This window comes from Streptomyces sparsogenes subsp. cuspidosporus (genome assembly GCF_039532705.1).
Lineage (GTDB): Bacteria > Actinomycetota > Actinomycetes > Streptomycetales > Streptomycetaceae > Streptomyces > Streptomyces sparsogenes.
Map to the genome: position 1 here is coordinate 42,826 of NZ_BAAASD010000001.1, position 13,451 is coordinate 56,276.

Consider the following 13,451-nt stretch of genomic DNA (forward strand, 5'->3'; position numbering starts at 1 on the left):
CGGCCCTCGCCCGCCGTTCCGCCCTCCCGGAGGAAGGGCGGCCGCATGATGTGCCAGGTGCCCAGGCGCGGCCCGGTGAAGCCCGCGGCCGCAGGGCCGCCGCCCGGCCGGCCGTGTTCGGGACTCTCGCCGGATCGATGTCCACGACGGCAGTCGGTGACGCGACGGCGGTCGGCGACGGGGCGAGCATCCGTGCGGGGATCCCGCGGCCGTCGGCCGGCGCCCTTCGGCGCCGCCCGACGGTCATCCAGGCGGTCGGTTCACCGCACCGGGTAGAAGGCGTCGACCTCCGCCACCACGCGGTCAGGACGCTCCTCGAGGAGCCAGTGCCCGGCTCCCTCCACATCGGTGCCGGTGGCCCCGGGGGCTGCGTCCCGTACCGGGGGGAGCATCAGGTCCGTGAGCCCGTCCTGGGTGAGCAGCCGGACCGGGACGGTGAGCGGAACCCGCTGGAGGCGCTTGTTCTCCTCCTCGTCCCGCGACCATGTGCGGTAGAGCCCGAAGCCGGTGCGCAGCACCTGAGGGCGGGAGAACACCCGGGTGTACTCGTCGAGCGAGCGGGGTGGGATCGGGCTCGGCGGGTCGTCCCCCGGCTGCGGGGACCCGGAGATCTGGCTGTGCCGGAAGAAGTAGTCAAGGAACGTCCCGACGCGGCCCGTGACCAGCCGTTCCGCCAGCGGGTCCTGCACGTTGAACGAGAAGTGCCAGGACAGCGGGCGGACATCGGTCGCGAAGGAGAGGTTCTCGCCGACGAGCGGGAAGTCCATCAGGAACAACCCGCCCGCCTGCTCGCGGTGTTGGGCGGCCAGCGCGTAGGTGACACCGACCCCGAAGTCGTGGGCGACGAACCGCACGTCCCGCCGCGCGCCGATGCGGTCGAGCAGGTCGTGGACGTAACCGGCGAGCACGGTCTTGGTGTACGCGGTGGGGCGCCCGGTGGAGTCGCCCATCCCCGGCAGGTCGATCGCGACGACCGTGCGGCCGGGGAGGAGCCGGGGCATGACGTCGCGGTACTCGTACCAGCTCTCCGGCCACCCGTGCAGCAGAACCATCGTCTGCGGTCCGGTGCCTCCGACGACGTAGTGCATCTGCACTCCGCGGACGGTGGTGAAGCAGTGCCGGAAGTCCCGGTTGAAGGCCGTGTCGTGCCTCGTCGCGGCGTCGTAGCCCTTGCTCTTGGGCACCTCCGGATCGACGCACGGCGGGGCCGAGGGGGCGGGAGGCGAGCCGGAGGCCGTGCCGGCGAAGGCGGTCGCGCTCAGCAGCAGCGTCAGGAGCAGCGCGCGCAGCCTGCGGAGCCGTAGGGGAAAGCGTGGTGTCGGCGGATGTGCCATGGAGAAGTGACCCCTTCGGTGGGGGAGAGGAGAGACGGCGCCGCGAACCGCGGCGATTTAAGTACCGCGCGGTACAGATTAATCCGGCGCCGCGTCACGTCAAGTCCCGGACGGGTGGGCCGAGGTGGGCCCCGTAAGATGTGCACCGATCGGTTCGGAAATGTTCGGAGGAAGACATGACGAGAGGCCGCCCGCGCACCTTCGACGCCGACCAGGCGCTGGAGAAGGCCCTCGACGTGTTCTGGCGCCAGGGCTACGAAGGCGCCGCGCTGTCCGACCTGACCGAGGCCATGGGCATCACCAAGACCAGCATGTACGCCGCCTACGGCAACAAGGAGGAGCTGTTCCGCAAGGTCCTCGCCCGCTACGGGGAAGGGCCGGCCGGCTATCTCTCCGAGGCCGTGCGGAAGCCGACGGCCAGGGCCGTCGCGGAGCATGTGCTGAAGGGCGCCGTCCTCGCCACCACCCTCCCTGGCCGCCCCACCGGATGCCTCGGGGTGCAGGGCGCCCTCGCGCCCGGCGAGCCCGGCGGAGCGGCCCACAAGCTGCTCGCCGAATGGCGCGAGCAGGGCGAGAAGCAGGTCCGCGAGCGCTTCGAGGCGGCTCGGGCGGAGGGCGACCTGCCGCCCGGCGCCGACCCCGCCGCGCTGGCGCGCTATGTCTTCACCGTCGCCTACGGGGTGGCGGTCCAGGCGGCGGGCGGCGTGCCCCGCGAGCACCTCCGGGAAACCGTGGAGCTGGCCCTGCGGGCCTGGCCGTCCTGAGCCCCGCCGCCCGTCGCGCGCCCGGGCGTCAGTCGCCCGGCGTGGCCGCGATGGTGGCGGGCATCGGGCCCTCGGGGCGGACGGTGAACCCGAAGGCGGCCGAGGCCGTGGCGGCGTCCTGGAAGGACGGGACGTACGCGGGCAGCAGGTGTTCCAGGAGCACGGTCATCTCCCGCATGGCGAACTGCGCGCCCAGGCAGGCCCGGGCGCCGATGCCGAAGGGGTAGTACGCGCCGTGCCGTGAGGAGGGGCGGTCCTCGTCCGCGGCGGTGAACCGCTCGGGCGCGAACCGCTCGGGCTCCGGCCACAGCGCCGGGTCACGGTGGGTGAGGTACGGGCACACGAAGACGTCGGTGCCGGCCTCGACGCGGTAGCCGGCCAGGACGTCGTCCTCGGTGGCGTGACGGGGAATCAGCCATGCCGCCGGATACAGCCGCATGGTCTCCGAGGCGAGCGCCCGGATGGCCCGCTCGCGCTCCGGCGAGCCCGCCGGCCCCGCGTCCAGGGCCCGGCGGCGTGCTTCGGGGTGGCGGTCGAGCAGCAGATACAGCCAGGACAGCGTCGTGGCGGTGGTCTCGTGACCGGCGGCGAGCAGGGTGACCAGCTCGTCGCGGATCAGCCGGTCGGTGTACTCGGGGTGGGTCTCCGCGGCGTCCACCAGGACGCGCAGCAGGCCGGGGCCCTCCGGTCCCGCCTCCCCCCGGCGGGCCGCCGCGATCGCGCCTTCGGCGACGGCGTCGATCCTCGCCAGGTCCGCGGCCACGGCGGCGCGCAGCCCGGCCATGTCGGCCGACGCCGAGGGGGTGCTCGGCAGGGTGGCCCCCACCGCCTCGACCGCGGCGAGTTCGCGGTTCGTGGCCTCGTCGAGGGGGTGGCCGGTCAGGGAGCGCCAGATGGTGTCCAGGGCGAAGAAGCGCATGTCCTCGCCGACGTCGGTCGGCGTGCCGGTGCGGGCGCACTCCGCCCAGTGGTCGGCGGCGCGGCGCGCGGCGCCGGCGATCCGCTGCTCGTAGCGGCGGATCCCCGCCCCGGTGAACTGGGCCTGGAGCAGGCGGCGCTGACGCTTCCACGCTTCCCCGGTGGCCGAGAGCACCCCGTCCCCGACCAGGACCCGGGCCCGGTGGGAGCGCTTGACGTAGCGGTCGGGATGAAGGGCGAGGACGTGCCGCACCGCCTCCGGATCGGTGACCAGCACCGTGGGGCGCGGGCCGAGGCGCACCGCGCTGACCCCGCCGAGTTCCCGCGCCCGGGCCAGCAGGTCCACCACCGCCCCCGAGGAGGAGCGCCACCGCTGGACGGCCTCCGGAGCGAGCTCCGGGGGCAGGGGCAGGGCATCGGACCCGGGCGACGGGTGGGGGACGCCTTGCGGGGCTGTGGTGGCCAAGGTGCTCTCCTGCTCGATACGTACGTGTGCGGACATGGGGGACAACGAGCGCGGACCCCGATCGATGCCTGCCCACCCGGCCCGCAGGCAACCCGCCCCGGCCGGCCGACCCCGCCGACGTCGCCGCGCAGGCCCTGCGCGGCGTCGAGCAGGGCCTGCCCGAGATCCTCGCCGACGACGTCACCCGGCTCGTCAGCAGGGCCTGGCCCTGGCGCCGAGCGTGTGAGCGCGGGCCCTACCCGTCGCCCCAGCGTGCCGCCGCCGCGGCCCCGGAGGGGTGCGCGGAGGTGTGTGCGACAGGCCGGATCCAGGCCTGTCGTTCCTGGCCGCGCGGGTCGTCGACCTGGGTCCACTCGGCGTCGATGCGCATCGTGGCGCGGCGCTCGGTGTCGTAGGGGTCCCAGCCGGGGTCGCCGCTCCTGGCGAACCGGACCCAGGCCTCGTGCATGCGGGCGGCGAGCTCGGCCGGGGGCCGGCCGGGGCCGAGCAGGGCGTTGGCCCCCCGCAGCCGGGGCAGGTGCGCGAGGTCGAAGACGAAGGGGAGCTCGACCGCGTGGGTGGCGCCGAGCTGCCCGTCCAGGGCCCGCGACCGCCAGGCGAACTCATAGCCGAAGGTGGCGGACTGGGGGTGGGCGGCGTGCGCGCCGGCCAGGGCCCAGCTGCCCGCGCCGAACAGCGCGTCGCCCAAGACGGCGGAACGCAGCTCGCCGAAGGACGCCTCGGGGCGGGCCTTCCGGTACGTCTCGACGAGCCGCGCCGGGTCCGGGTGCGAGCGCGTCGCCGTGTCGGCGACGTCCCCGGCGGTCGAGGTGGCGTACGTGCCCACGGGGACCAGATACAGGTTTCCCTCTTCGGCGTTGGTCCCGATGAGCAGGTCGACGTCCGCGCCGAGGCCGGCGCCGACGGACTCGGCGGGCTGGGTGTCCAGGACCAGGCTGAAGGGGCTGAGCCCGATCAGCGGGTCGTGGTGGGTGTCGGTTCGCAGGTCGATGCCCGCGAGCCGGGAGGCCGTCCCGACCAGGCGCTCGTCGGAGATGTCCGCGAAGGCGTCGACATGGGGCTCGATGCCCAGGTGTCCGGCCGCCGCCGTGGTGACGCGGGCGGCCTGCTCGGCCGTGAACGCCCCCAGACCGCTGCCGCTTTGGACGATCGCCCGGCGGAAGAGGCCGGTGGCGTCGGGGGTGGCGAGGACGCCGCCGACGATGGTCGCCCCGGCGGACTGGCCGAAGAGGGTGACATGGCGGGGGTCACCGCCGAAGGCGGCGATGTTCTCCCGGACCCAGCGCAGGGCGGCGACCACGTCGAGCAGGCCGCGGTTGGCGGGCGCGCCGGGCAGGTCGAGGAACCCGGCGATGCCGAGCCGGTAGTTGAGGGTGACGAGGACGACACCGTCGCGGGCGAAGGCGGATCCGTCGTACATCGCGGACCGCGTCGATCCGGCGACGAACCCGCCGCCATGGACGAACACCATGACGGGCAGGCCACCGCCCCCGGCTTCGGGTGTCCAGACGTTGACGGTGAGGTAGTCCTCCCCGCGGCTCCAGCCGGCGCCGAAGTACGGGGACATGTCCACGCTGCCGAGCCGGCGCTCGGCCTGGGGCGCGTTGGGCCCCGGCGAGGTGGCGTCCCGTATGCCGTCCCAGGGCGCGTGCGGCCGCGGCGGGGCGAACCGGCCGGCGCCCCGGGGCGGGGCGGCGTAGGGGATGTTCAGGAAGGCGGCCGTGCCGTCGTCCTGGCGCAGGCCGCGCACGGCCCCCTGCGCGGTGGACACGACGGGGTCGGGGTGGTGGTTCACAGTGATGCCTTTCCGCGGGCTCTCGGCCCTGCTCGGCGTACGGGGGGGCTCAGCCCTGTTCGGCGTACGGGGTCTCAGCCCTGTTCGGCGTACGGGGTGAACGGGGCCCAGCCCTTGATCGCGAACTTGCCGCCCTCCCGCACCACCTCGGCGGCGCCGTGGCCACCGAGGTGCGCGGGGATCACCAGCGCGTTGTTGTCGGCCGCCCAGCCCAGCACCTTGCGGCGGGTGGCGCGGGCGCCCGCGGGGTCCTCGCAGAAGCAGCTGTTGGCATCCGGCTCCAGGAACTGCACCGGGCTGTGCAGCAGGTCCCCGACGAACACCGCGCGGTCCGACCCGGAGGCCAGGGTCAGCACGGAGGAGCCGGGGGTGTGGCCCGGAGCCGCGTCCAGGCGCAGGTCGGCATTGATCCGGTGGCTGTGCTCCCACAGCAGCGTCCGGCCGGCCTCGTGCACCGGGGCCACGCTGTCCTCGAAGACATTCTGGTTGCCGCGGCCCAGCAGCGGCTTGTGGCCGTTCTCCGGGTTCCAGAAGTCGAAGTCGTCCTTCGGCATCAGATAGGTGGCGTTCGGGAAGGTGGGGACCCAGCGCCGCCCGTCCAGGTAGGTGTTCCAGCCGACGTGATCGACGTGGAGATGCGTGTTGATCACGACGTCCACGTCCTCGGGTTCGACGCCGGCCCGCGCCAGATTGGCCAGGAAGTCCGTCTCCAGGTGGCTCCAGACCGGCGCGTAAGGGCGCTCCTTGTGGTTGCCCACACCGGTGTCGACCAGGATGGTCATGCCCTCGCTGCGCAGCAGCCAGGTCTGGATCGCGGAATTGACGATATTGGTCTCGGAATCCAGGAAATGCGGGGTCAACCAGGTGGAGCCGTCGTCCCAGACTGTCTTCGGGCTTTCCGGGAAGAAGGTGTCGGGCGTCATTTCCACGGGACCGTAGTATTCCCGCACCCGGGTAATGGTGACCTGGCCGAGTTCGATCTGTTCCATGAGGATTCCCTGGCAATTCGGAGGCTTTCCCGGAACCGTAAGAGCGGCCCCGGCACGCGCGGTATCCGTCAGGTGACTGCACCTGCCGGATGCCGGACGCCCGACGCCCCGGGCGCCGGGCCGGCCCGCTTGTAGCCTGGGTGCGACAAGGCAAGCGGCCCCGATCGACGCGACCGGCGCCCTCGAGGAGCCACCATCCCTGGAGACCCCGTGGACGAGCACGCAGGCGGCCCCCGTGCGGGCGGGGGAGCGGAGCCGGAAAGGGAACATCCGATCGTCGGCCGCGATACGGAACTGGCGCGCCTCTTCCGTGCCGTGGACTCGGCGTCCGACCCGGTTCTGGTGCTCCTCGGCGACGCGGGCATGGGGAAGAGCACGCTGCTGGACCGCGCGGTGTCCCGGGCCGGGGCGAGCGGCGCCCGCGTCCTGCGCGCCGAGGGCAGCGAGTCGGAGTCGGGCCTCGCGTTCTCCGCCCTGCACCAGTTGCTGCGGCCTGTGCCGGCCGAGGTGGACGGGTTGCCGGACCGGCAGCGCGCGGCGCTGTACGACGCGTTCGGAGCGGGGCCGGCCACGGCGGGTTGCGACCCCATGCTGATCGGTGTCGCCGTCCTGAGCCTGCTCTCGGGCCTGGCGGGCCGGGGGCCCGTGCTCGTGGTGCTGGACGACGCGCAGTGGTTCGACCGTGCCTCCCTGGATGCCCTGTCGTTCGCCGCCCGACGGCTGACAGGGGAACCGGTCACGATGCTGGTGGCGGCCCGTACCGGCGATCACCTCCCCGGGTTCGACCGGCGCGTGCCGACGCTCGTCCTGGGGCCGCTCGAGGCGGCCGCCGCCGGCCGGCTGCTGGATCTGCGACCGTGGCGGCCGGCCGGCCGGATCAGGAGCCGGATCCTCGCCCAGGCCGACGGCAACCCGCTCGCGCTGACCGAACTGGCGAGGGCGGCCGCCGCCCAGGACGGGCCCGCCCACCCACCGCCCGCCGGTCCGCTCCCGCTCACGGAGCACCTGGAACGGATCTTCGCGGCCCGCCTGGACGGCCTCCCGGCCTCCACCACGCGCGCGCTGCTGCTCCTGGCCGCCATGGACACCGCCGACTCCGCGGTCGCCGTCCCGGCCGCCCTGCCGGACACCGAGGACGACGCATGGCTCCCCGCCGAGCGGGCCGGACTGGTCCGGCGGACCGGCCGGGGCCTGCGGTTCAGCCACCCGCTGGTCCGGTCCGCCGTGTATCACGCCGCTTCCGCCGCCGCCCGCCGCGAGGCCCATCTGGCGCTCGCCGAGCTGCTGCACGAGGAGCCGGACCGGCGGGCCTGGCACCTCGCCGCCGCGGCCACGCCCCCGGACGCGGCCGTGTCGGCGGAGCTGGAGCGGACCGCCGACCGGGCCCGCCGCCGCGGCGGTCACGCGGCGGCGGCCATGGCCCTGCAACGCGCCGCCGAACTCGCCCCCGGGCGCGAGGACAGCGCCCGGCTGCTGGTCGAAGCCGCCGCGGAGGCCGTGCTCACCGGTGACCTCCCGTGGGTGGAGGAACTGGCCGCCGCCGTACGCGCGCGTACCGGCGACGCGGCGCTCCTGGCCGACGCCGCCGCACACGTCGGTCGGCTCGCGGCACTGACCGTGCGCCACACGGTGGTCTTCTCCCGACTCGCCGACACGGCCGAGGAACTGGCCCCCACGCGGCCCGCCACCGCGCTGGACCTGCTGGCCGGCGCCGCGGTGGTCCGCTTCTACTCCGGAGAGGACGCCCAACGCGACCGCCTCCAGGACCTCCTGCGGCGTCTTCCTGACGACCCGTCACACGCCTGGCCGCGCACCTGGGTGCGGGCCGTGTCCGACCCGTTCGGCCACCGGGACGCACTTGTTTCCCTGCTCCCTCGCCTCGCGGCCGAGGCGCGCCGCCGCCCCGACCGGCTCACCGCCTTCGCGGTCATGGCCTGGCTGCTGGACGAGACCCCGTGGGCCGTCCGCGCCTTCGACGAGGCCTTCGACCGCTGGGGGTCGCGCGGCCCCCTGCCCGAGGGCCTGGGCGGCGCGGCGGCCTGGAGCTACGTCGAGCAGGGCAAGTGGGGGCGGGCCCGGGAGGCATGCGCCCGCGGCAGCGCACTCGGTTCGACGGCCGGCCTCGACCACGCCGTGGCCTGTGCGAGCGCGGTGGACGCCACCGTGCTCGCCTACCAGGGGGATGCGGAGGCGGCCCGTGCCCGGGCCGAGGAGGCGCTCGCCCTGATCGACCCGCTGGAGAGCCGCTCGGTAGCCGTCTACGCCCGCCGGGCCCTCGGCGCCGCGGCCCTCGCGGACGGCGCGTACGAGGCGGCGTACGACCAGCTCCGCACGGTCTTCACGGCCGACGGCGCACCCGTGCACTACCACGCCTCCTACCCGGCCCTCGCGGATCTGGCCGCCGCCGCGGTGCGCGGCGGCCGGCGTGACGAGGCCACCGCGATCGTCGAGCGTTCCGCACGCGCCCTCGCGGCGGGAGCCTCGCCCCGACTGCGCGCGCTGATCAGCCGGGCCCGTGGCCTGCTGGCACAGCCCGACCACCCCGACGCCGCCGAGCGCCACTTCCGGGCGGCCCTGGCCGACCCGGTACCGGCACACTGGCCCTTCGAACGCGCCCAGACCCTGCTGGACCTCGCCGAGTGGCTGCGGCGCCGGCGGCGCATCGCGGAGGCGCGAGCGCCGCTCACCGAGGCCCTGGACACCTTCCGGCGCCTGGGCGCCCGCCCGTGGATCGACCGCGCCCGGGCCGAGGCCCGCGCCGCCGGCCTCGACGTGACCGACACCACCCCCGACGCGCTCGCCGCCCTCTCCCCGCAACAGCAGCAGATCGTCAGGCTCGCCGCCCGCGGACTGACCAACCGCGAGATCGGCGAGAAGCTCTTCCTCTCCCCGCGCACCGTCGGCTCGCACCTCTACCGCACCTTCCCCAAACTGGGCATCACCGCCCGCTCCCAGCTGCGCGACCTCCTCGAGGCCACCCGCCCGGCGGGCGCCCACCGGGGATGAGGCCGTATCCGGCCGGCGCCACCCGTCCCGATACGGCCCCCAGGCCGGCCCTCAATGTGGAGAGCCACAGCTTCCCGGGCGCACGCTGGGGATCCCCACATGGTGAAACCCGGACCGGTCGCCGACCCTGAGGTGTCCCAGGAGTCCGAGGGGCACGCAGCCCGCTCCTGCACCACCAGTCATCGGGAGAGAGCGCCATGTCGAGCCCGCCTCAGCCTGTCACCGACCCCAGGCATTGAGGAAGACACTGTGGACTGGCACAGTCACCTCATGAGGAACGCCGCCACCGAAGGCCACACCGATCTCAGGACCTGGCTCGGTGCCATCGCGGACCTCGCCGAGGCGGTGAACAGCGCGGGAAGCGTCCACTCACTGCTGAACCTCGTGGCCGGGACGGCCTGCCGGCTGATGAGCTACGACTTCTGCTCCGTACTGCTGCCCGACCCGACCCACCAGGTCCTCGCCATCGAGGGGGCCTGCGGGTTGTCGGCCGGCTACATCAAGGGCGTGAACATCAAGCACCCGGTGCGCATCGGGGCCGGGGAGTCCGGCGAGGCGCCGTCCAGCCGGGCGTTCCGTACGGGCCGGGCCGTGGCACTCAGCGATGTCACCGCCGAGACCCACTACGCGTGGGGCGGGGTCGCCGAACGACAGGGCTATCGGTCGATCATCGCCGTCCCTCTCATGGCCTCGGGCTCCTGCCTCGGCACGCTGACCTGTTACCGCGCCGACGTGCACGAGTTCTCCGACGACGAGCAGGAACTCCTGACCACGCTGGCGAACCAGGCCGCCATCGCCATCGAGACGGCCCGCCTGAGGGACCGGGAACAGCAGACGATCGGCGAGCTGAGAGAGCTCAACGACTCACTGCGCGAGCAGCACGCCCTCCTGCGGCGCAGTGAGGACATCCACCGGCAGCTCACCGAGGTCGCCCTGCGCGGCGAGGGTGTCCACGGAGTCGCCCAGGCGCTCGCGGCGCTGCTCGAGCGCCCCGTGCTCTTCGAGGACGCGTACGGGAGCACCCTGGCCGCGGCGGACGCCGGCGGCGCGATCGCGGACGACCGGTTCGACGGGGCGGACGGCTTCTCGGCGCTGCGCCGATCGCTCTGGGAAACGGCGGCCACCGGGGTCGTCGAGACCCGGGAGGACGGCTCCGGGACGCCGTGGGCCACATGCGCGGTGGTGCTCGCCAAGGAAGTCGTCGCCCGGATATGGACCCCCGGAGACCTGGCCGGTCTCGGCCCCCTCGGCCGACGGGCCATCGAGCACGCGGCGGTGGTGGCCGCCCTGGAAACGCTGCGCGAACGCACCGCCGTCGACGTGGAATGGCGGCTCCGGGGGGAGCTGCTGACCGATCTGCTCGCCCAGCAGCCCGCCGCCATGGCCACGGTCGTGGCACGGGCCGCGCGCCTCGGCCACGACCTGCACCGGGCCCACTCCGTGCTCGTCGTCCGGGCGGACACCGACCCGGTGACGCCCGCCTCGGACCGGGGGATCGACGCCCCGCGCCGGGTGTTGTCCGCCGTCCACACCCTGGCGATCCGGCAGACCCCTCGCCCCCTGGCGGCCCGCCACGGCGACGACGTGGTCGTGCTGTGGCCCGTGGACCACGGCGGGGGGAACGGCTCCGCGGGGGAACCGCCACCCGCGCCGGCAGGAGCCGCGCCCGAGGCGGTGGCCGCCGCCGACGCCATCCGCCGGTGTGTGGTGCGCGCCCTGCCGATCACGGTGACGGTCGCGGTGTCACGGCCGTGCGCCGACCTGGCGGACTACCCGGCCGCGTTCCGTACGACACGGGGCGTGCTGACCCTCACCCAGCTGCGCGGCCGCCGCGACCGTACGGTGGAACTCGGCGACCTGGGTGTCCAGGGGCTGCTGCTGCAACTCGAAGACCCCTCCGAGCTGCTGCGGTTCGCCGACCGCGTCCTGGCCCCGGTCCTCGACTACGACCGGCGCCGCAACACCCGACTCCTGCACACCCTGCGCACCTACTTCGCCCATGGCCTCAGCACGGCTCGAACGGCCGAGGTGCTGTTCGTGCACCCCAACACCGTCGGCCTGCGGCTGAAGCGCGTCGAGGAGCTGCTCGGGGTGAGCCTCACCCAACCCGACGCGCTCCTGCGCCTCACCGCCGCGCTCGCGGCGATCGAGGTCGACGGCCTGGACGCGGACCGTTCCCCGGAGCCGCCCGCCCAGCGGCCGCTCGGCGCACGGCAGGGGTGACCGGCCGACCCGTCTGACCGAAGCCCGCCGGCGACGCGACGCGCGCGCCGGCGGTTCGGCGTGCGCCGGCGACGCCACGTCCGCGCGGACGAGGCGACGCGCGCGGATCGTGCGACGCGCCGCAGGGGGGCGGCCCGTCGGCGACTGTTCCCGCCCACAGAGAACTTCTCCGACTCTGTGTGCCCATACATCGAAACGGGCCTCCCGCGAGCCCAATACTCAACCGCGGCCAGGACACCGGAACCCCGATTCCGGTTCCGGCCCCCCGCACCCGTGCCGCCGCGCCGATCCGCCGGATGCCCCCAGGTGTCCGTGGATCCCCGCGGATGTCCGCGGACGCCCGGCCGTCCCCGCACCGCACGGCCCCCACCTCCGCTTCGTCCGAAGCGGGAAACCTGAAGGAGGCGAACATCCTGGTGACCCAGATTCCCGTTCCGACATCGAGCGAGGCCACCGCGCACCGCCACCGGGACATCCTGAACCCCGCCACCGGAACCGTGATCCGCTCCGTCCCGGACAGCACCCCGGACCACGTGGACGAGGCGGTGAGGGCCGCCAAGGAGGCCTTCGAGTCCGGCCCGTGGCCGCGCCTGCCGCGCAGCGAGCGCGCCCGCCACCTGCTGCGGTGCGCCGACGCGATCGAGGCGAGCAGCGAGACGCTGTTCCAGCTGGAGACGCGGAACAACGGCCGGCCCATCACCGAGACCAAGGCACAGCTCTCGCGCGTCCCGGAGTGGTTCCGCTACAACGCGGGACTGCTCGCCGCCCAGCGGGACGCCGTCCTGCCCGGCGACGGCCCGTACCTCACCTACCAGCGGCGTTCACCGCTCGGAGTGTGCGGCATCATCACCCCGTTCAACCACCCGCTGCTGATCCTGGCCCGCAGCCTGTCCGCCGCCCTGGCCACCGGGAACACCGTGGTCGTCAAGCCCTCCGAGATGACTCCGCTGACCACGCTCGCGCTGGTCGACGTCCTGCGGGAAGCCGGACTGCCCGAGGGCGTGGTGCACGTGGTGACCGGTGGGCGGGACGTGGGGGAGCGGCTGACCGGGCACCCGGACATCGCCAAGATCACACTGACCGGCGGCACCGAGGCGGGGCGCGCGGCCGCGGTCGCCACCGCGGCCCGGTTCGCCCGCGTCACCGCCGAGCTGGGCGGCAAGACCCCGATCGTCGTCTTCGACGACATCGACCCGCGCGTGGCCGCCGAAGGCGCGGCGTTCGCCGCCTTCGTCGCCGCCGGCCAGTCCTGTGTCGCCGGCTCGCGGTTCCTCGTCCAGCGGGGCGTCCACGACGCCTTCGTCGAGGCGCTCAGCGCCCGCGCCGCGGCCATCCGGATCGGGGACCCGGCCCGGCCGGACACCCAACTGGGCCCCCTGATCAGCGCGGTCCAGCGGGAGAAGGTCCTGCGGCTGATCGACACCGGCGTCCAGGAGGGCGCCCGCGTCGCCGCCGGCGGAGGCGTCCCCGACCTGCCGGCCGAACTCGGTGACGGTTTCTACGTGCAGCCCACCGTCCTGGCCGACGCCACCATGTCGATGACCGTCGCCAAGGAGGAGATCTTCGGCCCCGTCGCGGTCGTGGTGCCCTTCGACGACGAGGACGACGCGATCGCGATGGCCAACGACAACCGGTTCGGACTCGGAGCCGGCGTGTGGACCCGGGACATCGCCCGCGGCCACCGCGTCGCGGACCGCGTCGTCGCCGGAATGGTGTGGGTGAACGACCACCACCGGCTGGAGCCGTCCCTCCCCTGGGGCGGGGTCAGGGAATCCGGCGCCGGCCGGGACGCCGGACAGGAGTCCTTCGACGACTTCACCTGGGTCAAGACCGTCGTGGTGCGCACCGCCGCCGACGACGTCGACTGGTACGGGAGCCCCGCCCCCGGCCGCCTCAACTGATCAGCCTGCCCACCCGATTCACCCCCCACTGGTTACGACGACACCCCTGTCCCGT

Annotated in this window: 8 protein-coding genes; 4 read left to right on the forward strand and 4 right to left on the reverse strand. The window is 74.2% G+C overall.

Going from position 1 to position 13,451, the window contains the following annotated elements:
- Window positions 1-260: 260 nt before the first annotated feature.
- Window positions 261-1,334, reverse strand: a complete 1,074-nt coding sequence (locus ABFY07_RS00145) for an alpha/beta fold hydrolase (protein WP_346172419.1) — start codon at window positions 1,332-1,334, stop codon at window positions 261-263.
- Window positions 1,335-1,510: 176 nt separating this feature from the next.
- On the opposite strand from ABFY07_RS00145, the gene ABFY07_RS00150 reads away from it, so the two are divergent.
- Window positions 1,511-2,098, forward strand: coding sequence for a TetR/AcrR family transcriptional regulator (locus ABFY07_RS00150; RefSeq protein WP_346172420.1), 588 nt, complete (start codon window positions 1,511-1,513; stop codon window positions 2,096-2,098).
- A gap of 28 nt (window positions 2,099-2,126) precedes the next feature.
- On the opposite strand, the gene ABFY07_RS00155 is transcribed toward ABFY07_RS00150, so the two are convergent.
- From ABFY07_RS00155 to ABFY07_RS00170, 3 genes are all read right to left on the reverse strand, one after another.
- The gene (locus tag ABFY07_RS00155) at window positions 2,127-3,518 is read right to left on the reverse strand and encodes a cytochrome P450 (protein WP_428836822.1); all 1,392 of its coding nucleotides are present in this window, start codon (window positions 3,516-3,518) and stop codon (window positions 2,127-2,129) included.
- Between the two features lie 199 nt (window positions 3,519-3,717).
- Window positions 3,718-5,277 (reverse strand): carboxylesterase/lipase family protein, encoded by a 1,560-nt coding sequence (locus ABFY07_RS00165; RefSeq protein ID WP_346172421.1) that lies wholly within the window; start codon window positions 5,275-5,277, stop codon window positions 3,718-3,720.
- A 74-nt stretch (window positions 5,278-5,351) separates the two neighbouring features.
- The gene (locus ABFY07_RS00170; RefSeq protein ID WP_346172422.1) at window positions 5,352-6,266 is read right to left on the reverse strand and encodes an MBL fold metallo-hydrolase; all 915 of its coding nucleotides are present in this window, start codon (window positions 6,264-6,266) and stop codon (window positions 5,352-5,354) included.
- A gap of 210 nt (window positions 6,267-6,476) precedes the next feature.
- Between ABFY07_RS00170 and ABFY07_RS00175 the strand changes: the two genes are divergently transcribed.
- The 3 genes from ABFY07_RS00175 to ABFY07_RS00185 all read left to right on the forward strand — a co-directional run bounded on the left by ABFY07_RS00175 (window position 6,477) and on the right by ABFY07_RS00185 (window position 13,396).
- A complete protein-coding gene (locus tag ABFY07_RS00175; protein ID WP_346172423.1) occupies window positions 6,477-9,272 on the forward strand; it encodes an ATP-binding protein in 2,796 nt (931 codons plus the stop codon).
- A 270-nt stretch (window positions 9,273-9,542) separates the two neighbouring features.
- The gene (locus tag ABFY07_RS00180; protein ID WP_346172424.1) at window positions 9,543-11,495 is read left to right on the forward strand and encodes a helix-turn-helix domain-containing protein; all 1,953 of its coding nucleotides are present in this window, start codon (window positions 9,543-9,545) and stop codon (window positions 11,493-11,495) included.
- A gap of 416 nt (window positions 11,496-11,911) precedes the next feature.
- Window positions 11,912-13,396 (forward strand): aldehyde dehydrogenase, encoded by a 1,485-nt coding sequence (locus ABFY07_RS00185; RefSeq protein WP_346172425.1) that lies wholly within the window; start codon window positions 11,912-11,914, stop codon window positions 13,394-13,396.
- The last annotated feature ends 55 nt before the right edge of the window (window positions 13,397-13,451 follow it).